Annotated in this window: 18 protein-coding genes; 3 read left to right on the plus strand and 15 right to left on the minus strand. The window is 70.7% G+C overall.

Annotation, left to right across the window (positions count from 1 at the left end):
• Nucleotides 1-6 precede the first annotated feature (6 nt).
• Nucleotides 7-933: a phosphate/phosphite/phosphonate ABC transporter substrate-binding protein gene (locus tag ASE68_RS00435; protein WP_055853946.1), complete on the minus strand. Its 927-nt coding sequence runs from the start codon at nt 931-933 to the stop codon at nt 7-9.
• Between the two features lie 172 nt (nt 934-1,105).
• Between ASE68_RS00435 and ASE68_RS00440 the strand changes: the two genes are divergently transcribed.
• Nucleotides 1,106-1,855 (plus strand): GntR family transcriptional regulator, encoded by a 750-nt coding sequence (locus ASE68_RS00440; RefSeq protein ID WP_082461732.1) that lies wholly within the window; start codon nt 1,106-1,108, stop codon nt 1,853-1,855.
• A gap of 12 nt (nt 1,856-1,867) precedes the next feature.
• Here the strand turns inward: ASE68_RS00440 and ASE68_RS00445 are convergent, their stop codons facing one another.
• From ASE68_RS00445 to ASE68_RS00465, 5 genes are all read right to left on the minus strand, one after another.
• Nucleotides 1,868-2,770, minus strand: a complete 903-nt coding sequence (locus tag ASE68_RS00445; RefSeq protein WP_055853949.1) for an EamA family transporter — start codon at nt 2,768-2,770, stop codon at nt 1,868-1,870.
• Nucleotides 2,771-3,054: 284 nt separating this feature from the next.
• Nucleotides 3,055-5,358, minus strand: a complete 2,304-nt coding sequence (locus tag ASE68_RS00450; protein ID WP_055853951.1) for a cation-translocating P-type ATPase — start codon at nt 5,356-5,358, stop codon at nt 3,055-3,057.
• Entirely contained in the window at nt 5,355-5,594 is a 240-nt protein-coding gene (locus tag ASE68_RS00455; protein WP_055853955.1) for a heavy-metal-associated domain-containing protein, read from the minus strand. The genes ASE68_RS00450 and ASE68_RS00455 overlap by 4 nt, the downstream gene beginning before the upstream one ends.
• Nucleotides 5,595-5,696: 102 nt before the next feature.
• The gene (locus ASE68_RS00460) at nt 5,697-6,980 is read right to left on the minus strand and encodes a serine hydrolase (protein ID WP_055853957.1); all 1,284 of its coding nucleotides are present in this window, start codon (nt 6,978-6,980) and stop codon (nt 5,697-5,699) included.
• Nucleotides 6,981-7,036: 56 nt separating this feature from the next.
• Complete coding sequence (locus tag ASE68_RS00465) at nt 7,037-8,338, minus strand: ATP-dependent RecD-like DNA helicase (RefSeq protein WP_055853959.1); 1,302 nt, start codon at nt 8,336-8,338, stop codon at nt 7,037-7,039.
• Between the two features lie 235 nt (nt 8,339-8,573).
• Between ASE68_RS00465 and ASE68_RS00470 the strand changes: the two genes are divergently transcribed.
• On the plus strand, nt 8,574-9,629 hold the full coding sequence (locus tag ASE68_RS00470) for a hypothetical protein (RefSeq protein WP_157421472.1): 1,056 nt from the start codon (nt 8,574-8,576) through the stop codon (nt 9,627-9,629).
• Between the two features lie 82 nt (nt 9,630-9,711).
• Here the strand turns inward: ASE68_RS00470 and ASE68_RS00475 are convergent, their stop codons facing one another.
• The 6 genes from ASE68_RS00475 to ASE68_RS00500 all read right to left on the minus strand — a co-directional run bounded on the left by ASE68_RS00475 (nt 9,712) and on the right by ASE68_RS00500 (nt 14,072).
• A complete protein-coding gene (locus ASE68_RS00475) occupies nt 9,712-11,706 on the minus strand; it encodes a cytochrome c oxidase assembly protein (RefSeq protein WP_200921628.1) in 1,995 nt (664 codons plus the stop codon).
• A gap of 126 nt (nt 11,707-11,832) precedes the next feature.
• Nucleotides 11,833-12,120: an HU family DNA-binding protein gene (locus ASE68_RS00480; RefSeq protein ID WP_055853964.1), complete on the minus strand. Its 288-nt coding sequence runs from the start codon at nt 12,118-12,120 to the stop codon at nt 11,833-11,835.
• Nucleotides 12,121-12,447: 327 nt separating this feature from the next.
• Nucleotides 12,448-12,753, minus strand: coding sequence for a 30S ribosomal protein S14 (gene rpsN / locus ASE68_RS00485; RefSeq protein WP_055853966.1), 306 nt, complete (start codon nt 12,751-12,753; stop codon nt 12,448-12,450).
• A gap of 2 nt (nt 12,754-12,755) precedes the next feature.
• Nucleotides 12,756-12,923: a 50S ribosomal protein L33 gene (gene rpmG / locus ASE68_RS00490; RefSeq protein WP_055853968.1), complete on the minus strand. Its 168-nt coding sequence runs from the start codon at nt 12,921-12,923 to the stop codon at nt 12,756-12,758.
• A complete protein-coding gene (rpmB, locus tag ASE68_RS00495) occupies nt 12,923-13,159 on the minus strand; it encodes a 50S ribosomal protein L28 (protein ID WP_055853970.1) in 237 nt (78 codons plus the stop codon). The genes rpmG and rpmB overlap by 1 nt, the downstream gene beginning before the upstream one ends.
• 196 nt (nt 13,160-13,355) lie before the next feature.
• A complete protein-coding gene (locus tag ASE68_RS00500) occupies nt 13,356-14,072 on the minus strand; it encodes a YrhK family protein (RefSeq protein WP_055853973.1) in 717 nt (238 codons plus the stop codon).
• 248 nt (nt 14,073-14,320) lie between these two features.
• On the opposite strand from ASE68_RS00500, the gene ASE68_RS00505 reads away from it, so the two are divergent.
• Nucleotides 14,321-15,766 carry a glutamate decarboxylase gene (locus ASE68_RS00505; protein ID WP_055853975.1) on the plus strand — a complete coding sequence of 482 codons (1,446 nt, stop codon included), beginning with the start codon at nt 14,321-14,323 and terminating at the stop codon, nt 15,764-15,766.
• A gap of 106 nt (nt 15,767-15,872) precedes the next feature.
• On the opposite strand, the gene ASE68_RS00510 is transcribed toward ASE68_RS00505, so the two are convergent.
• The 3 genes from ASE68_RS00510 to ASE68_RS00520 form a co-directional block, all read right to left on the minus strand.
• Nucleotides 15,873-16,769: a glycine betaine ABC transporter substrate-binding protein gene (locus ASE68_RS00510; protein WP_055853977.1), complete on the minus strand. Its 897-nt coding sequence runs from the start codon at nt 16,767-16,769 to the stop codon at nt 15,873-15,875.
• A gap of 151 nt (nt 16,770-16,920) precedes the next feature.
• Nucleotides 16,921-17,880, minus strand: coding sequence for a proline/glycine betaine ABC transporter permease (locus ASE68_RS00515; protein WP_055853979.1), 960 nt, complete (start codon nt 17,878-17,880; stop codon nt 16,921-16,923).
• The gene (locus tag ASE68_RS00520) at nt 17,877-19,328 is read right to left on the minus strand and encodes a glycine betaine/L-proline ABC transporter ATP-binding protein (RefSeq protein ID WP_082461737.1); all 1,452 of its coding nucleotides are present in this window, start codon (nt 19,326-19,328) and stop codon (nt 17,877-17,879) included. Before ASE68_RS00520 ends, ASE68_RS00515 begins: the two co-directional genes overlap by 4 nt.
• Nucleotides 19,329-19,513 lie beyond the last annotated feature (185 nt).

The raw sequence follows: 19,513 nt of genomic DNA on the forward strand, positions 1-19,513 counted from the left end.
AGGGCGTCAGCCCTGGCACTGCTCCGCGTTCGTCTTCTCGCAGATGTCGCGGATGGTGTCGTAGTACGCGTCATCCACCGGCGAGGTCGCGTAGAACACGCTGCGGAAGCCGTCGGAGTCCGCCGAGTCGATGCCCGACGCGATGATGTCGTCGATGCTGACCTCGGCGAGGATGCCCGCGAGCTGCGTCTTCAGCTCCTCGGGGAGCGTGTCGGACACGACGATCGGCGCGCCGGGAACCATGGTCTCGGCGACGATCTCGACCTTGTCGCTCTTGGCGACCTCGCTGTCCTCGGCGAAGCCGGCGTCGCACTCGACGCCCTCGCCGACCTTGGTCACCGAGACGTCGTGCTTGCCCGCGAAGACCGGCGTGACGTCGGTCTCGGGGTCGATGCCCTCTTCGAGCAGGTTGTACGACGGGAACAGGTAGCCCGAGGTCGACGACGGGTCGACGAAGCAGACCTTCTTGCCCTCGAAGCCGGCGAGGTCGGTGATGTCGCTGCCCTTGGGCACGATCGCCTGCGAGTAGTACCCGGGCTCCTGGCCCTCAGCGGTGATGATCGATGAGACCGGCGTGATCTCGGCGCCGTTGTTCTTGGCGGTGACGTAGGTGAAGCCCGAGAACGATGCGACGTCGATCTTGCCGGCGACCGCGGCCTCGATGAGGGCGGCGTAGTCGGTCGACTCGTGGTACTCGACGGTCTTGCCGGTCTCCTGGGCGATGTAGTCCATGAGCGGCTGGTAGTTGGTCTCGGTGTCGACCGAGTCGGGAACGACGCCGAACACGAGGGTGTTCTCGTCGACGGCGAACGAAGCGGTGTCTCCGGACGTGCTGGTGCCGGCTTCAGCGGTGCTGGAGCACGCGGCGAGGGTGACGGCGAGCGCTCCCACGCCGACGAGGGCGAGGAGGGAGCGGGTGAAGCGCGTGGACATGATGGCCTTTCAGGCAGTGGTTCCGGTTGGGGACGTCGGCAATGCTGCCATCCCGAAACCGGCTTATATACCTAACTGAGGTCCTATTCACGCGGTGTTCACCGCGGAGGTCGGGAGGTGAACACTTCGAGACCGCGTGACGCGGACCCATATACACAAGTAGTGTGCCTATGTGCCCATCAGTGTCTACAAGTCCATCGCCGACGACCTCCGACAGCGCATCGCCAACGGGCAGCTCGCGCCCGGCGACGATGTCCCCACCGAGGGCGAGCTCGCCCAGCAGTGGAACACCTCGCGCGGGCCGATCCGCAACGCCCTCGCCGAGCTCCGCGCCGAGGGGCTGATCGAGACGACCCGCGGCCGCCCCAGCCGGGTCGTGCGGCGCAAGGCGCACCAGGCCGTCGACGTGTCGATCCCGTTCACGAAGTGGGCGCGCGAGATGGGCGCCGAGCCGGGGGCGCACACGCAGGAGGTCTCGCTCCGTCGGGCCGACGACGACCACGTCGAGCTGCTCCGCATCGAGCCCGGCGACCTGATCGTCGAGGTGACCCGCCTCCGCACCCTCGACGGCCGGCCGACCATGCTCGAGCGCCTCGCGTTCATCGAGGAGGTCGGGCGCGTGCTCTTCGACGTCGACCTCGACACCGTGTCGATCACCGACTACCTCGGCGAGCGCGGGCACCCGTACGACGGGGTCGACCACGAGATCGACGCCGTCGCCGCCGACGAGCTCGACGCGCGCCTGCTCGAGGTCGAGGTCGGATCGCCCATCCTGCGCCTGCGCCGCGTGACGCGAGGCAAGGACGGGCGCGTGTTCGAGGCATCCGACGATCGCTACCGCAGCGACATCGTGCGCTTCACCGTGTCGGCATCGGGCCGGGGCATCTCGGGCGAGCACTTCATCCGCCCGGTCGGCGAGTGACCGCGGCGGCGCTCACGCCGCGATCAGCAGCACCCCTGCCACAACGACGACGGATGCCCCGATCCGCGCCCATCCGCGGCCCTCGCGCAGCACGAGCGCACCGAAGGCGCTGACGAGCACCACGCTCACCTCGCGGATCGGCGCGACCAGCGCCACGGGCGCGAGCGTCACCGCGACGAGCACGAGGATGTACGACAGCGGCGAGAGCACGCCGAAGGTCAGGATGCGCACCCAGTGCGCGCGCCCCACCGCACGGAGCTCGTGTCGACGGCGACCCAGCAGCGCGGTGAACAGCAGGAACTCGCCGACGGTGCAGCCGACCATGAAGGCCACGGGGGGCACGTCCCACGTGCGCACGACGTTCGCGTCCCACAGCGTGTAGGCGGCGATCGCGACGCCGGTCACGACGCCCCAGAGGATCGCGGGGTCCGGGCCCCGCCGGCGCCGCTGGTTCGGCACCGGCCCGGATGCCGGCGTCGGCCCGGCCGACGCCCCGCGGTCGAGCAGCCCGATGCCGACCACCCCGGCGAGGATCGCGGCGATGCCGACGAGCGCCCAGCCCGACGGCCGCTCGCCGAGCACGAGCACCGCGACCACCACGGTGATGAGCGGGCCCGTTCCCCTGGCGGTCGCGTAGACCGTCGAGAGCATGCCGGTGGCGTATCCGCGCTGCAGCACGAGCATGTACGCGCAGTGCAGCACGGCGGAGACGCCGGCGCCGAGCACGAGGCCACCGACGTCGGCCTCGCCGAGGCCGCCCGTCATCGGCACCACCGGGAGCCAGACGAGCGAGCTCACGAGGGCGCCCCACCAGAGGAACGGCATGCCGATGCGGCTGACGCCGTGGGCGAGGATGTTCCACGCCGAGTGGCAGACCGCCGCGGCGAGGACGAGGACGAGCGCAGGAACGGACACGGGACCCTTCGGTGCGTCGCGGGCGCGACGAACGGGGTCCTCCGGGCTTTTGTCCTGTCAGATGACGGCCCCCACTGGCGGCGGCCGTGGCGCCGCTCGGACCAGTCGGACCTCTCGATCCCGGAACCCTAGGCGCTATCGCCGATCACGCTAGCACCCGGCGCGACGCCGAGCCCGCCCCTGGCCGGTGACGTCCGGATGAACTCCGGGTGACCGCCCCGAGACGCACGGCGCCCCGGCCGAGTCCGACTCGACCGGGGCGCCCGTTCGCGAGGCTCCGCGTCTCAGCGCACTCCGCGGAACCGCCGCAGCCGCAGGCTGTTGCCCACGACGAACACCGACGAGAACGCCATGGCCGCACCCGCGACGAGCGGGTTCAGCATGCCGAGCATCGCCACCGGGATCGCGGCGACGTTGTAGGCGAACGCCCAGAACAGGTTGCCTTTGATCGTGCCGAGCGTGCGCCGCGAGAGGCGGATCGCGTCGACCACGGCCACGAGGTCGCTGCGCACGAGCGTGAGGTCGCTCGCCTCGATCGCGACGTCGGTGCCGGAGCCCATCGCGATGCCGAGGTCGGATGTCGCGAGCGCGACGGCATCGTTCACGCCGTCGCCGACCATGGCGACCACGCGGCCCTCGGCCTGCAGGGCACGCACGACCTCGGCCTTCTCGGCGGGCAGCACCTCGGCGCGCACCTCGTCGATGCCGACCTCGGCGGCCACGGCGCGGGCCACGCGCTCGTTGTCGCCCGTGAGCAGCATGGGGCGCAGCCCGAGCGCCTTCAGCTGCGCGACCGCGGCGGCACTGTTCGGCTTCACCGTGTCGGTCACGCTCAGGATGCCGCGGGCCAGGCCGTTCCACGCGACCGCGACGACCGTGCCGCCGGCCGCCTCGAGCTCGGCCTGTCGCCGTCCGAGGGCATCGGGCAGGTCGACCGCCCACTGCTCGGCCAGCCACCCCGGGCGGCCGACGAGCACGAGGCGACCGTCGACGACGGCCTGCACGCCGAGGCCCTGCGTCGAGGCGAACGACTCGACCGGCGGCAGCGCCCTCGATGCGGCGGCCGCCGCCGCGACCGCACGGGCGATCGGGTGCTCGGAGCCCGACTCGGCGGCGCCGGCGAAGCGCAGCACCTCGGCCTCGCTCTCGCCGGACGCAGGCACGACCTCGGCGAGCGACATCCGCCCGCTCGTGACCGTGCCGGTCTTGTCGAGCAGGATGGTGTCGACGCGACGGGTCGACTCGAGGATCTGCGGGCCCTTGATCAGGATGCCGAGCTGCGCGCCGCGCGCGGTGCCGACGAGCAGGGCCATCGGCGTCGCGAGGCCGAGCGCGCAGGGGCAGGCGACGATGAGCGTCGCGACGGCGGCCGTGAACGCGACCTCGGGGCCGTAGCCCGCGAACAGCCAACCGGCGAGCGCGGCGAGCGAGAGCCCGATGACGATCGGCACGAACACCGCCGAGACGCGGTCGGCCAGGCGTTGCACGTCGGCCTTGCCGGTCTGCGCCTGCTCGACGAGCCTCGCCATGGCGGCCAGCTCGGTGTCGGCGCCCACGCGCGTCGCACGCACGACGAGACGGCCGCCGACGTTGATCGTCGCGCCGACCACGCCGTCGCCCGGCGCGACCTCGACCGGCACCGACTCGCCCGTGAGCATGCTCGCGTCGACCGCAGAGGAGCCGTCGACCACGATGCCGTCGGTGGCGATCTTCTCGCCGGGGCGCACCACGAACCGGTCGTCGACCGCGAGGTCCGCCACCGGCATCCGCACCTCGACGCCGTCGCGCAGCACGGATGCCTCGCTGGCGCCCATCTCGAGCAGGGCCGAGATCGCCGCGGTCGAGCTGCGCTTGGCGCGCGCCTCGGCGTAGCGGCCCGCGAGCACGAACACCGTCACGGCGGCCGCGACCTCGAGGTAGATCTCGTCGGCGCCTCCGCCGGGCGTCGTGAACAACTGGAACGTCATGGTCATGCCGGGCATGCCGGCCTCGCCGAAGAACAGCGCGTACGCCGACCAGGCGAGGGCCGCGAGCACGCCGACGCTGATGAGCGTGTCCATGGTCGCGGCGCCGTGGCGCAGGTTGATCCACGCGGCGCGGTGGAACGGCCACGCACCCCAGAGCGCGACGGGCGCGGCGAGCGCGAACGCCAGCCACTGCCAGTTCGTGAACTGCAGCGCCGGGATCATCGAGAGCGCCACGACGGGCACCGCGAGCACGGTCGACACGATCAACCGCTGGCGGAGGGATGCCACGTCGCCGTGGTCGTGCTCCCCGCCGCCGCCGTGCGACTCGCCGTGGGCCCCGCCGTCGGTTCCGCCGTGCGCGACCGACGTGCCGTGTGCGTGCGCGGCCGGAACCGGCGCGACCTTCGCCGCCGGAAGCGCGGCGGTGTACCCGGTGGCCTCGACGGTGGCGATCGCGTCGTCGACCGTGACGCCGTCCGGCAGCCGCACGCTCGCCTTCTCGGTCGCGTAATTGACCGTCGCCTCGACGCCGGGCATGCGGTTGAGCTTCTTCTCGACCCGCGCGGCGCACGAGGCGCACGTCATGCCGCCGACGAGGAGGTCGACCTGCTGGGCGGTCATGATGCCAGGTCGGCCAGTTCGTAGCCGGCCTCGTCGATGGCGGATGCGACCTGGTCGGCGTCGAGGGCGCCCGCGCTCCGCACGGTCACCCGGGACACGCCGCCGGCCACGAGGTCGACGTCGACCGAGGCGACGCCGTCGAGCCGGCCGAGCTCGCCGGTCACGGACGCGACGCAGTGCGAGCAGGTCATGCCGGCCACGCCGTAGGTCGTGGTGGCGTCGTCGTGCGTGCTCATGTGATCCTCCTGAAGTTCGAACGGGTACCCCCATGGGGTATTCGCTTGAACACAACGGTACCTCACCCGGAGGTATTCCGCATCGGTGCGGGAATCCCCGGGTCAGGCGGTCGGCGGGCAGGCCGCCTGCTCGTTCATCCTCGTCGTCGCCTGCTCGAGCGACCACGGGAGCTCGACGAGCGGGGCCTCGGCGCCGGCCGCGGCATCCGCCTTCGACCCGATGGAGGCCAGCGCGAACGCCGCCTCGCGCGCGAACGCATCCGACGAGGTCGAGTTGTTCAGCACGAGCACGACGGTCAACCCCGACTTCGGGTCGGTGAGCGCCGCCGTCAGCATGCCGGCGGTCTCGCTCACGTCGCCGCGCATCGGGCCGTACGAAGCGCCGCCGATGCCGGCGCCGTACCAGGAGGGCGCCGAGCCGGCGAGCGGCTGCAGCTTCCACTGGTCGGCCTTCGTGCTCTTCGACAGCAGCGCACCGGTGGCGAACGCCTCGCTGAACACCTGCAGGTCGTCGAGCGTGGTCGTCGCGCCGGCGGCCTCGGCCCCCATCGTGCTCGACTGGTCGGACTGGTCGAGCCTCGCCGCGCAGTCGGGCTTGCCGTCCTCACCGATCGCCGCGGCATAGGCGCCGAGCAGTCCGCTGCCGGTGGCGTCGGGCGGGGGGATCGACGTGTCCTCGATGCCGAGCGGCTCGAACACGTACTGCTCCGCGAGGTCGGCCCATGACCTGCCGGTGTGGCGCTGGAGGCCCATCGCGGCCAGCAGCACGCCCGTGCGGGACTCCCGCACGGCGGTGCCGGGGGCGTCCGTTCGGTCGAGGCCCATGCCCGCAGCGACGAGCTCGTTGTCGGACCAGGTGCGCTGGGGGTTCGCCACGAAGATGCGCTCGAGGTCGCGGTAGTAGTCCGCGATGCCCGAGGTGTGGCGACACAGCTGCTCGTAGGTGATGTCGCCGAGCGAGGGGATCCAGTCGACGTCCTCGCCGATCTCGTCGCTCAACTCGAGCTGGCCCTCGTCGACGAGCTTCAGCATGATCGCGCAGGTCACCTCGGACGTGAGCGTGCCCATGCGGAACGGGGTGTCGGTGGTCACCGGCGCGGCGCCCTCGTCGAACGAGACGGTTCCGGATGCCGCGGTCCACTCCCCCGCCCACGGCGCCCACACGCCGGCGATGCCGCCGCTCGAACCGCTCAGCGCGATCGCCTGCTCGAGCACGCCCTGGAGCGCGTCGCCCGTCTCGGTGCTGAGCGCGGCGTCGACTGGATCGAACTGCGCTGCCGGATCGGCGGGGCCGAATGAGCACCCCTGCAGGCCGATCGAGAGCGCGACGAGGCTTGCGGCGGCGATACCCCATCGCCGTCGCCGATTCCCCCGGCGAGCAGCCACATGCCCCCCTAGCTGTGTCTCGTCGAGATTCTAACCCGACGCGGCCGGGCAAACGATCAGGAAGCCGAGCCGATCTCCCGGTGGGCCCCCGACATGAAGCGTTCGACCGCCGGATCGACGATGATGTCGCTCGGCCGCAGCGGCCGGCTGAGGTAGAGCCCGTCGAGCGTGGTGAGGCGGCTGAGCGCGACGTACGTCTGGCCCGGGCTGAAGACCCGCGGCCCCAGGTCGACGATCGCGGTGTCGTAGCTGGCGCCCTGCGACTTGTGGATCGTGACCGCCCACGCGAGCCGCAGCGGGAACTGCGTGAACTCCGCCACGATCTGCCGCTCGAGCTTCTTACGCGCCGGATCCCAGGTGTACTTGTACTTCTCCCAGGTGGCGGGCTCGACCTCGTGCTCGTCGCCGTCGACCTCGACGCGCAGCTCGCGATCGAGCCGGGTGACGGTGCCGATGGTGCCGTTCACCCACCGCTGGCCGTCTGGGCCGATGGCGGTGTCGTTGCGCAGGAACATGACCTGGGCGCCCACCTTGAGCTCCAGACGTTCGTCGGCCGGGTACGCCCGGCCGCCGAAGTCGCCGGTGACCTCGGCGGCGTTCGCCTTGGAGTGCCCCGGCAGCCGGTGCAGCTGGCTCGCGTTGATGCGGTTGACCGTGCCGTTCGTCGTCGCGAGCGTGATCGCGCCGTGCTCGGGCAGCGGGCGGCGGGCGCCGATGCCGTTCAGCACCCCGGCGATCTCGGCCGTGACCATGCCGTGGCGCACCGCGTTCAGCATGTGCTTGAACTCGGCGTCGTGCTGGCGGTGCACCTCGCCGAGCTCGAAGATGCGCAGGTCGGTCTCGTGCCACACCTTCGCGTCGAAGAACCACATCGAGTCGTAGGTGTCGGCGAAGTAGGCCCGTTCGTCGCCGTCGCCCGGCACGGGGGCGAGCTGGTAGGGGTCGCCGAACAGCACGACCTGCACCCCGCCGAACGGCTCGTGCCTGCGCTGCCTCGCCTGCCGCAGCGCGCGGTCCATGGCGTCCATCAGGTCGGCGTTGACCATCGAGATCTCGTCGATCACGAGGGTGTCCATCGCGTTGAGGATCTTGCGCACGGCGTCGTTCTGGTCGATCTGCTGGTCGGCGATGACCCCGATCGGCAGGCGGAACAGCGAGTGGATCGTCTGCCCGCCGACGTTCAGCGCCGCGACGCCGGTGGGGGCGCAGATCACGATCTGCTTCTGCGTGTTGAAGTTCAGGTGGTTGAGCAGCGTCGACTTGCCGGTGCCGGCACGACCCGTGACGAAGACGTGGTCGCGCGTGCCCTCGATCGCCTCGAAGACCGCGGTCTGCTCGCGCGTGAGAGAGGGGGGCACAGGGGATCTCCGGCTCGTCGGATCGGGGTCGTCGGCTGGCGGCGGCCGACGCGATCCCACTGTAACCGGGCGACGCAGGTTCGGCGCCGACCCCTCGTCGCGATGTGCACGGCCCGTGCACATCGGCGCATCCTGTGGACGAGCGGATGCCGCGGCGCAGCCGCGTGCGCCGGCTCGGGCCCGCTCGGGCGCACGCCTTCGGCCCGTGGCATCCGTCGCCGCTTAGAATGACGGGGTGACTGGCTCGGGGGTTCGAAGAGGCCGGCTCTCACCGCTGTCGATCGCCGGGTGGGCCGGGCTCGCCGTGCTGCTCGGAGGCGCGTTCCTCGCCGCGCTCGGCGGCCTCAACCAGACCACGTACGGCGCCGCGAACTTCGTCGAGCGCTACCTCGATGCGGTCGCCGACGACGACCTCGCCACGGCCATCACGACGCCGGGCGTCGCCCTCGACGACGAGGAGCTGACCGCCAGGTCGCTGCCGGCCGACGTCTCGACGGCGATGCTGAGATCGGGCGTCATCGAAGCCGGCCCAGAAGACGTCCGCATCGTCGACGACGTCGTGAACGACGACGGCACCCACACCGTCACGGCCAGCTACCGGCTCGACACGGCGATCCTGCAGACGGACTTCGCGGTGCGCGCCATCGACCCGCTCTACGGGCTCCTGAACCGCTGGGAGTTCGTCGAGAGCCCCATCGCCGTGATCGACGTCACCGCCGCGCACAACCCGCTGTTCACGGTGGGCGACCTCACGCTCGACACGCGCGCCCTGAAGTCGGGCGACGAGCTCACCGCGTTCACGCAGACCGCGCCGTACCTCGCGATCGCGCCGGCGGCCTACGAGTTCGGGTACTCCGACACGCTCGTCTCCGCGGTGCCGGTGCCGGTCACCGCCGAGCTCGGGTCGCGGGTCGCGGTGACCGTCGACGCGCAGCCCACCGCCGACTTCGTCAAGCGCGTGCAGACGCAGGTCGACGCCTACCTCGACGGCTGCGCGACGCAGCCCGTGCTGCAGCCGTCCGACTGCCCGTTCGGCATCGAGATCGACGACCGCGTGCTCGGCGTGCCCGCCTGGTCGATCGTCGACTACCCCGACGTGACGCTCACGGCGGGCGACACCGCGTTCGACATGCCCCCGACCGACGGCATGGCGCACATCTCCGTCGAGGTGCAGTCGCTCTTCGACGGCGAGATCTCGCAGCTCGAGGAGGACCGGCCGTTCAAGCTCGCCCTCAGCGCGACGATCCGCCCCGACGACAGCATCGCGATCCAGCTGAAGCAGACCGACTAGGTCGGCTCTCCCGCCGCATCGAGCGCGGGGCCGGCCAGGGGCGCTCAGCCCTGCAGGCGGCGCTCAGCCCTGCAGGGGGCGCTCAGCCCTGTCGGTCGTGCTCGGCCATCGACGCGAGGCGTGCGTTGTAGGCCTCGAGCTCGGCGTCGCCCGTGCGGTCGGCATGGCGATCGCGCCGCTTCGACTCCTTCTGGTCGCTGCGCGACCACTGCACCGCGACCGTGATCGCGAGCGCCACCGTCGGGATCTCGCCGATCGACCAGGCGAGGCCGCCGCCCATCTGCTGGTCGACGAGCGCGTCGGTGCCCCAGCCCATGGCGCCGTACCAGTCGGCGAGCAGCAGGCCGGCGCTCGACATGATCGCCAGGCCGAAGAAGGCGTGCAGCGCCATCGTGCCGAGCAGCAGCACGAGCCGGAACGCGTAGGGCAGGCGGTACGGCACCGGGTCGATGCCGATGAGCGACTGCACGAAGAGGTACCCCGTGATGAGGAAGTGCACGATCATCCACTCGTGCCCGAGGTGGTCGACCATCGTCCACCGGAAGAGCGGCGAGTAGTAGAACACCCAGAGCGAGCCGGCGAACAGCAGCGCCGCGACGATCGGGTTGGCGATGAAGCCCGCGAACCTCGAGTGCACGGCGAGCAGGATCCACTCGCGGCCTCCGCGCGAGCCGTCTTTCCTGACCCGGATCGCGCGCGCCGCGAGCGTCACCGGCGCGCCGGGCACGAGCAGCACCGGCACGGCCATCGTCAGCACCATGTGCGCGGCCATGTGCGCCGAGAACAGGTACTGCTCGTAGGCGTTCACGCCGCCGTTGGTGATGTAGGCCAGCATCAGCATGCCCGCCACCCAGAGCACCGACCGGTACACGGGCCACTTGTCGCCGCGACGGTGCAGCCGCCACACGCCCGCCAGGTAGAAGAAGATGCCGAAGCCGCAGACCAGGATCCACAGCAGGTCGAGGTTCCACTCGGTGAAGTAGCGCCACATCTCGGGCCACGGCGGCAGGGGCTCGCCCGTGAGGATCTCGGCGGGCGTCTGCGCGATGGTGCCCGGCTGCTCGGCGACCGGGGTCGCGGTGCGCGCGAGCGCGGCGGCCACGCCGGAGGCGATGCCCATGAACGCGAGCTCGGCGACCACGAGCACCCAGAACTCGGCGATGCGGGATGCCGGACGCCCGGCCTTGCCCGCCTCGGTCGCGCGCGACATCCGCCCGATGAGGTAACGGCGCTGGATCGCCCCGAACCCGCCCAGCGCGAGCAGGGCCAGCAGCTTCACGATCACGAGCACGCCGTAGGGGGTGGTCAGCTGGTCCCACGTGCCGATGCGGAGCGCGGCGTTCGCGTACCCCGACACCGCGACGACGATGAAGCAGATGAGGGCGACGGTCGAGTACCGCGCCAGCACGATCGGAAGGCGCGCGCCGTCGAGCTCGCGGCGCAGCAGCACGATCGTGAGCAGGCCGCCGAGCCAGACGGCCGCGAAGATCAGGTGCAGGCCGAGCGACGTGATCGCCGCGCTGTGGCCCGCGGTGCCCGCCGAGTGGCCCTGCTGCGCCATCGGCACGAGGGCGACGACCGAGAGCACGGTCACGAAGACGAGCGCGGTGTGGTTGCGCACGGCGAAGCAGAGCACGGTCACCGCGGCGCCGACGAGCGTCGTCGTGAGCCACGACTGGCCGAGCGGGATCGTCGTGAGGAACTGCCCGATCTGCGCGCCGAACGTGTCGCCGAAGCTCAGCGGCACGCCCGTGACCACGAGGAAGGTGAGCAGGCCCGTGACGGCGCTGGCCACGGTGAACACCGCAGCGGATGCCGCGGCCGCGTCGAGTGCGACATCGAACTCGCGCTGCTTCGGGGTCAGCGCCCACACCGCGAGCACGAGCGCGCCGATCATGCCGGCGGCGCCGAGGTTCACGAACAGCTTCGAGATCGGCAGGCCCCACCGGGCCATGGGCCCTGGATCCTGGATCAGCTGCGGAGCGGCTCCCCCGCCGTACGCGAGCGCCGCGATCGTCGCCGCGACGGCGACGAGGATGAGGACGGCGGGGCCGAACACGCGGACGGAGCGGGGCACCGCACAAGCCTACGCGGCGCGGGGCCCCTGCCCGGCCACAGGTGGTTACCCGCCCGCCGGGCGCCGCGTCGCGGAACGACGAAGGGCGCCCGGCCGAAGCCGGACGCCCCTCGGGGTCGCGAAAGACTACTTCGCGGCGGCCTTGAGCTTGGAGCCGGCCGAGACCTTCACCGAGTAGCCGGCCGGGATCTGGATCTCGGCGCCGGTCTGCGGGTTGCGGCCGGTACGGGCTGCACGGTGCGTGCGCTCGACGGCGAGCCAGCCCGGGATGGAGACCTTGGTGCCGGCGCCGACGGACTCGGCGAGAGCCTCGAAGAGACCGCCGAGAACGGCGTCGACGGTGGCCTGGCTCTGTCCGGTCGACGCTGCGACCTTCGCGACGAGCTCGGTCTTGTTGAGCGACTTGTCAGCCATTGAATGTCCTCCTCGGACGTTCGCTGTTCTGTACAGCATCTTGTGAGTTCTCGGGAACGATCGTTCAACCGCCCCCGTGGCCGATCGGGCCGCCTCGAATGTAGCAGAGAAGCCCGGAAACTCGCGGATTTCCAGCCTTTTCGGGCACGGATGTCCCGGCGTGTCGCTCCGTGACGACGCCCGCGGCGAACCGATCATGTCATTTCGGCACCCGCGCGGGACGCGCACTGCGCCCGCCCGCGGCATCCGTCGCCCTCACCCGGGTACGCCGAGAGGGGCGCCCCGGAAACCCGGGACGCCCCTCTCGATGAAGCCTGGAGCTGTGTGTTACCAGCTCGACTTGGTGATGCCGGGCAGCTCGCCACGGTGCGCCATGTCACGGAAGCGGACGCGCGAGACGCCGAACTTCGTGAGGACACCGCGGGGGCGGCCGTCGATGGCGTCACGCGAACGCACGCGGATCGGCGATGCGTTGCGGGGCAGCTTCTGCAGGCCGACGCGAGCGGCCTCGCGGGACTCGTCGGTGCCGTTCGGGTCGACGAGGGCCTTCTTCAGCTCGAGGCGCTTGGCCGCGTAGCGGTCGACGATCACCTTGCGCTGCTCGTTGCGCGCGATCTTGCTCTTCTTCGCCATGTTTAGCGCTCCTCTCGGAAATCGACGTGCTTGCGGACCACCGGGTCGTACTTCTTGAGCACGAGACGGTCCGGGTTGTTGCGACGGTTCTTGCGGGTCACGTACGTGAACCCGGTGCCGGCCGTCGAACGGAGCTTGATGATGGGACGGATGTCCTGCTGCTTCGCCATTAGATCTTCACCCCACGAGCCTGGATGTCCTTGACGACCGACTCGATGCCGCGGGCGTCGATCACCTTGATGCCCTTGGCGGACACGTTCAAGGTGACGCTACGACGGAGCGACGGCACGTAATAGGTCTTCCTCTGCACGTTCGGGTCGAAGCGGCGCTTCGTCCGGCGGTGCGAGTGCGAGATGTTGTGGCCGAAGCCGGGAACGGCTCCAGTCACCTGGCACACTGCTGCCATTGGTCTTTCCTCCAATACCGAGGGGCGGACGCCCCTCCCAAGGTCTCTTGTCTGCTGACTTCCCACGCCGAAACCCGCGATTTCTCGCGCAGTTCGAAGGGGGATGGTCGCGGTCTGGGTAGTGGATGTACCCAGCCAAAGGAACAGCCTACCAGAGAGGCTGATCACGGCCGAATCGAGCGGCCGCGGGCGGGCGTCACGCCGAGGCGGCCGCGCCGTCAGGTGCGGCGTCGGCCGCCTCGCCGACCGCCTCGCCGACCGCACGCCGCGAGAGCAGGGCCGCGACGAGGAAGCAGAGCGCCCCGATGAGGGTGCCGAGGTTGGCCCAGAAGGCGCTCACCAGCGAGTCCGTCACGGGCACGACGTACGCGCCGATCGCCGAGACGGCGAACGCAATCGAGCCGATCATGTTCAGCCAGGTGCCGTGCCACGAGCGGGCGTGCCGATCCCAGAGGTCTCCACGGTCCCGCGTCGCGACGATGGCGAAGGTGCTCGAGACGAGGAACGCCGCCGAGCCCCAGGCGTCGGGCCGCCAGCCCGCGCCGAGCCGGGTGGGGTCGGCCACCGCCGCGGCGAGCGCGGCGACCGTGCTCAGGTTGAAGAGCAGCGTGCCAGCGAACTGCACGGCCGCGGCCCACCAGTCCCACCGGTCGGCGCGGTTGGTTCCGCGGCGCGGCACGTGGCGGCCGCTGAGGCTCAGCTGCACGAACGCCGCGAGCGTGAAGAAGACCGACCCGACGACGAACGTGACGCCGGTGCCGACGGGCCCGGCCCATTCCGCGTAGAACGGGATCGCGCCCACGAGGAAGCACAGCGAGCCGATCGCGAAGCCCCAGGCCTCGCGGCGCAGCCTGAGCTGCCGCCGACCCGGGTCGGCGACCGCAGGAGGGCCGCTCGGGACATCCGCTCGCATGCACCCAGCCCTTCGCCGCCGCGACAGCCGCACCGCCCACCCGGCACGGGAGCAGGAATCCGATGGGCCCCGCTGGCTCCAACCCTAGCCATGCCGTCGCCGCGCGGACCGGATGTCTTGACGCCCCTCCCTCCGCAGGGCCACACTCGGGGATTGGGCCGTCTTCGGGGGAACGACACCCTGCCTCTGCCACTTCCCGGCGCGCTCTCATTCATGCACGACGCAGCCAGAAGCACGGGGGAACACTCATGACCGATCGCAAGCCACGCCCGCGTCCCGGTCGGGGCGACGCCGAACCGGATCGCACGACCCGCGGATTCTCGGGCATCGGCGACAGCAACCAACTGAATCCGATCTTCGCGAGGGAGGGCGAAGCCACCGACTTCCCGCTCAATCGGCTGCCCGAGAGCGAATCACTGCCCGAGACCGCGTACCAGGTCGTGCACGACGAGTCCATGCTCGACGGCAACGCACGGCTGAACCTCGCGACGTTCGTCGGCACCTGGATGGACCCGTTCGCGACGAAGCTGTACGCCGAGTCCGCCGACAAGAACATGGTCGACAAGGACGAGTACCCGCAGACCGCGGCGATCGAGACGCGCTGCTGGAAGATGATCGCGAGCCTCTGGAACGCCCCGAGCGCCGAGGGCGCCATCGGCACCTCCACGATCGGCTCGTCGGAGGCGTGCATGCTCGGCGGGCTCGCACTCAAGCGGCGCTGGCAGCTCGCACGCCGCGCCGAGGGCAAGTCGACCGAGAAGCCGAACCTCATCCTCTCGAGCGCGGTGCAGGTGTGCTGGGAGAAGTTCTGCAACTACTTCGACGTCGAAGCCAGGTACGTGCCGATCAGCGACGAGCACAAGGTGCTCGACGGACACGACCTCGAGCAGTACGTCGACGAGAACACGATCGGCGTCGTCGCCATCATGGGCGTGACCTACACGGGCATGTACGAGCCGGTCGCGCAGATCGCCGCGGCCCTCGACGCGATCCAGGCCGAGACCGGCCTCGACGTGAAGATCCACGTCGACGGGGCATCGGGCGGCATGATCGCGCCGTTCCTGCAGCCCGATCTCCTGTGGGACTTCCGCGTCGAGCGCGTGGTCTCCATCAGCACCTCCGCCCACAAGTACGGGCTGGTCTACCCGGGGCTCGGCTGGGTGGTCTGGCGCACGATCGACGACCTGCCGAAGGAGCTCGTCTTCGACGTCACCTACCTCGGCGGGCACATGCCGAGCTTCGCCCTGAACTTCTCGCGGCCCGGCGCGCAGGTGCTGCTGCAGTACTACCTGTTCCTCCGCCTCGGATGGGACGGATTCCGCAAGGTGCAGCAGGCCTCCCAAGACGTCGCCGTGTACCTCTCGGGCGAGATCGGCAAGATGGAGGCGTTCGAGCTCTGGAACGACGGCACCGACATCCCGGTGTTCGCGTGGCAGCTGAAGCCCGGCCATACCGACAAGTGGAACCTCTACCACCTGTCAGAGCGACTGCGGCTCAAGGGCTGGCTGATCCCCGCCTATCCGATGCCCGACGACATCTCCGACCTCGTCGTGCAGCGCATCGTCGTGCGCAACGGGCTGAGTCGCAACCTCGCCGAGTCGCTCGTGCTCGACATCCAGGATTCCGTGGCCTACCTCGACGCGCTCGAGGCGCCGATGCCGGTCGAGGGCCTGATCTCCACGTTCACGCACTGAGCGGCGGCAGGGCGGCCGGCCGTCGGCAAGGTCGTCGGCGACCCCGGAGACGCGGATGCCGCGGGCAGCACCTGCTGCCCGCGGCATCCGTTCGCCTGCTCGCCGATCAGGACGTGAGCGAGTCGACGTACTCCTGGTTCTCGGAGATCCACTGCTCGACGACGGGGGCGTAGTCGTCGGAGTCGTTCTCGTTGAACATGGCGTTCTCGAGCGAGTAGAGCAGCTTCGAGTCCATCGTGAAGCCCTGCAGCCAGCCGGCGAGGGTCGGGTGCGTCTCCTCGAACGAGGCGGCGCCGAACGAGTGGATGCCCTCGGCCCCGCCGAGCGCGCCCTCCGGGTCCTCGAGGTCCTTGATGGGGAACGCGTCGTACGCCCAGTGCGGGCTCCACAGCGTGACGGCGATGTTCTCGCCGGCGTCGGCCGCCGCGGTCAGCTCCGAGAGCATCGCGGGCGTCGAGCTGGTGAGGTACTCCATCTTCTCGAGGCCGTACGTCGGGATCACGTCCTCGCTCGTGACGCGGTTCAGGCCGGAGCCCGGCTCGATGCCCACGAGGCGGCCGTCGAAGAGGTCGGCGTTCGCCGCGAGCTCGTCGAGCGAGTCGATCGGCGCGTCGGCGTTCACGGCGATGGTGAGCTTCGCGTCGCGGTTCCAGGCACCGAGGTCGACGATGTCGTCGCCGTACTCCTCGACGTAGTCGGCGTGCGTGGTCGGCAGCCAGGTGTCGAGGGTGACGTCGTAGTCGTCGCTCGCGAGGCCGCTGTAGACGGGAGCCGGGTCGGCGTATTCGAGCGTCACGTCGTAGCCCTGCTCGGTGAGGATCGCCTTCCAGAGCTCGCTCGCGGCGACGCCCTCGTCCCAGCCGTTGAACACGGCGATCGTGACGTCCTTCTGGTCGCCGTTCTCGAGCGCCTCGGCGCTGCCGCCGTCGGCCGAGCAGCCGGTGAGCGCGAGGGCGGATGCCGCGGTGAGCGCGAGCGCTCCGGTGAGCATGGACTTCTTCATGGTGTTTCCTTTCCTCCCGCGAGCTGTGGGTCGCGGGTGTTGGGGAGCGTCGCGCGGCGTGCGCGACGGGTCGGCGGGCACGGCGATCCACGGATGCCGCGTCCGGAGGTGCGTGCGGGGCCCGACGGTGGCGCGGCGCTCCCGGTCGACGTCAGACGCCGGTGGGCATGGGGGCACGACGGGGCGACGCGATCTCGCGCTCGGCCTCGGCCTCGGCATCCGCTCGGTCGTCGTCCGGCGTGGCGCCCGAGGCATCCGCCCCCGTCTTCGCCCGGGTGCGACGGCCGCGGCCCGCGCCGAGGGCGCCCGTGATGCGGTCGAGGATGATCGCGAGGATCACGACCGACAGGCCCGCCTCGAAGCCGAGGGCCACGTCGATGCGGTTCAGCGAGGCGACCACGTCGCCGCCGAGCCCGCCGGCGCCGACCATGCCCGCGATGACGACCATCGAGAGCGAGAGCATGATGACCTGGTTGACGCCGGCCATGATGCTCGGCATCGCGAGGGGCAGCTGGATCTGGCGCAGGATGCGGCCGCGCGAGGCGCCGAACGCGTGGCCAGCCTCGACGACCTCCTTGTCGACCCCGCGGATGCCGAGCTCGGTCAGGCGCACGCCGGGGGCCATCGCGAACACGATCGTCGCGACGATGCCGGGAACGACGCCGACGCGGAAGAGGATGAGCGCCGGGATGAGGTAGACGAACGCCGGCATCGTCTGCATGAAGTCGAGCACCGGGCGCACGATCCTCGAGGCGAGGTCCGACCTGGCGGTCCAGATGCCGACGGGCACGGCGAGCGCGATCGCGATCGCGCTCGCGACGAGCACGAGGGCGAGCGACTCCATCGCGTGCTCCCACTGGTCGACGCCGACGATCACGAGCAGGCCGACGACGGTGCCGAGCGAGAGCTTCCAGCCCTTCAGCACCCAGGCGAGTGCGGCGATCGCGGCGATGACGACCCAGAACGGCGGGGTGACGAGCACGAACTCGACGGCGTCGTAGAACGCGAGGAACACGGTGCGCACGATCGAGAAGAACCAGCCGAGCGTGTCGGTGAGCACGTCGATGAAGCCTTCGGCGAGGTCGCCGAGCGGCAGGCGGAAGTCGTTCACGACGCGCTCCCCTCGACGAGGGCGAGTTCATCGATCGGTTGCGGGGTGTCCGGCGGAGCCGATGCCGCCGTCTCGCGCAGCGTCGCGGTCATGACCTCGGCCGAGACGGTCGCCGGCGTCTGGAGCACCTGCAGCTCGGCCGTGTCGGTCGTCACGTTGCCGAGGGCGGCGAGCAGGGTGACCCGCGGAACCGCGCCGAGCAGGCGACCCTCGTCGTCGACGACGGCGAGCGGGAGGTCCTGCTCGACCGAGCTCTCGAAGAGCTCGGAGAGGTGCACGTCGGGGCCGACGGCAGCGTAGTCGCCGGAGATCGCCCCCTCGAGCGAGCGCTCCCCGCGGCGCACGAGCCGCAGCACGTCGCGATCGTGGGCGACGCCGAGCAGCTTGCGACCGGATGCCACGACGAAGACCATCGAGGTCTGCAGGTCGCGCATCGCCCGCAGTGCGGCGCGCGGACCGGCCGCTGCCGAGGCCAGGGCTCGCGGAGCCTCCATGACGTTGCCTGCCGTGAGCACGCGCGCACGGTCGACGTCCTGCACGAACTGGGCGACGTAGTCGTCGGCCGGGTCGGTGAGGATCTCCTCGGCGGTGCCGATCTGCACGACGCGGCCGTCGCGCATGACGGCGATGCGGTCGCCGAGGAACATCGCCTCGTTGAGGTCGTGGGTGATGAAGACGATGGTCTTGCCGAGTTCCTGCTGCAGCTCGATGAGCTGCTCCTGCATCTCGCGGCGGATGAGCGGGTCGAGCGCGCTGAACGCCTCGTCCATGAGCAGGATGTCGGCGTCTGCCGCGAGGGCGCGGGCGAGGCCGACGCGCTGCTGCATGCCGCCCGAGAGCTCCGACGGGAACTTGTGGCCCCACTCGCCGAGGCCGACGCGCTCGAGCACGCGCTCGGCGCGCTCGCGCCGCTCGGCGGCCGGCACGCCCTGGATCTCAAGGCCGTACGCGGTGTTGTCGAGCACCGTGAGGTGCGGCAGCAGGGCGAAATGCTGGAACACCATGGCGACGTGCTTGCGACGGATGCCGCGGAGCCGGCGTGGCGCGACACCGGTGAGCGTCTCCCCCATCACCGTGACCGTGCCGGCGGTCGGCTCGACGAGGCCGTTGAGCATGCGGATGAGCGTCGACTTGCCGGAGCCCGAGAGTCCCATGACGACGAAGATCTCGCCCTGCCGCACGTCGAAGTCGACGTCGATGGCCGCGGCCGTGCCGAGCTCGGCGAGCTCGGACCGCGTCGCGCCGCCGCGGAGCCGCTCGAGGGCCTCGGCGGGGCGGCGACCGTAGAACTTCGTGAGGCCTCGCACCTCGAGGGCGTTCGGAACCGCAGCGAAGGTGGTGGGGCTGGGGGCCTTGGCGGTGCCGGCTGCCTGGGCGGTGGTGCTGCTGGTGCTCGTGCTGGTGCTGTTCGTGTTGCGTGAATCGATCGTGCTGTGATGTTCGGGCATCGAAAGGTGCTCCAATGGCACGTGCGGATTCCGCCGCCCGGTGCAGGGTGGGCAGGCGGATGCGCACGCGTCACGGCCGGGTTCTGGCGATCCGGGATCCGGGACTCAAGCGCCGACGCAGGTCGGGCGAATCCCGGCTCCAGCGCGCACCGCCATCGGGGCGGTGCACCACGCGCGGAACCGTA

Source organism: Agromyces sp. Leaf222 (genome assembly GCF_001421565.1).
Taxonomy (GTDB): Bacteria; Actinomycetota; Actinomycetes; order Actinomycetales; family Microbacteriaceae; genus Agromyces.

What these genes read in the sequence shown, in the direction of transcription:
- ASE68_RS00455 (WP_055853955.1), bottom strand. Translation starts at nt 5,594, where the DNA reads ATGAGCACGCACGACGACGCCACCACGACCTACGGCGTGGCCGGCATG.
- ASE68_RS00450 (WP_055853951.1), bottom strand. Translation starts at nt 5,358, where the DNA reads ATGACCGCCCAGCAGGTCGACCTCCTCGTCGGCGGCATGACGTGCGCC.
- ASE68_RS00520 (WP_082461737.1), bottom strand. Translation starts at nt 19,328, where the DNA reads ATGCCCGAACATCACAGCACGATCGATTCACGCAACACGAACAGCACC.
- rpsN (WP_055853966.1), bottom strand. Translation starts at nt 12,753, where the DNA reads ATGGCGAAGAAGAGCAAGATCGCGCGCAACGAGCAGCGCAAGGTGATC.
- rpmG (WP_055853968.1), bottom strand. Translation starts at nt 12,923, where the DNA reads ATGGCGAAGCAGCAGGACATCCGTCCCATCATCAAGCTCCGTTCGACG.
- ASE68_RS00500 (WP_055853973.1), bottom strand. Translation starts at nt 14,072, where the DNA reads ATGCGAGCGGATGTCCCGAGCGGCCCTCCTGCGGTCGCCGACCCGGGT.
- ASE68_RS00510 (WP_055853977.1), bottom strand. Translation starts at nt 16,769, where the DNA reads ATGAAGAAGTCCATGCTCACCGGAGCGCTCGCGCTCACCGCGGCATCC.
- rpmB (WP_055853970.1), bottom strand. Translation starts at nt 13,159, where the DNA reads ATGGCAGCAGTGTGCCAGGTGACTGGAGCCGTTCCCGGCTTCGGCCAC.
- ASE68_RS00505 (WP_055853975.1), top strand. Translation starts at nt 14,321, where the DNA reads ATGACCGATCGCAAGCCACGCCCGCGTCCCGGTCGGGGCGACGCCGAA.
- ASE68_RS00435 (WP_055853946.1), bottom strand. Translation starts at nt 933, where the DNA reads ATGTCCACGCGCTTCACCCGCTCCCTCCTCGCCCTCGTCGGCGTGGGA.
- ASE68_RS00480 (WP_055853964.1), bottom strand. Translation starts at nt 12,120, where the DNA reads ATGGCTGACAAGTCGCTCAACAAGACCGAGCTCGTCGCGAAGGTCGCA.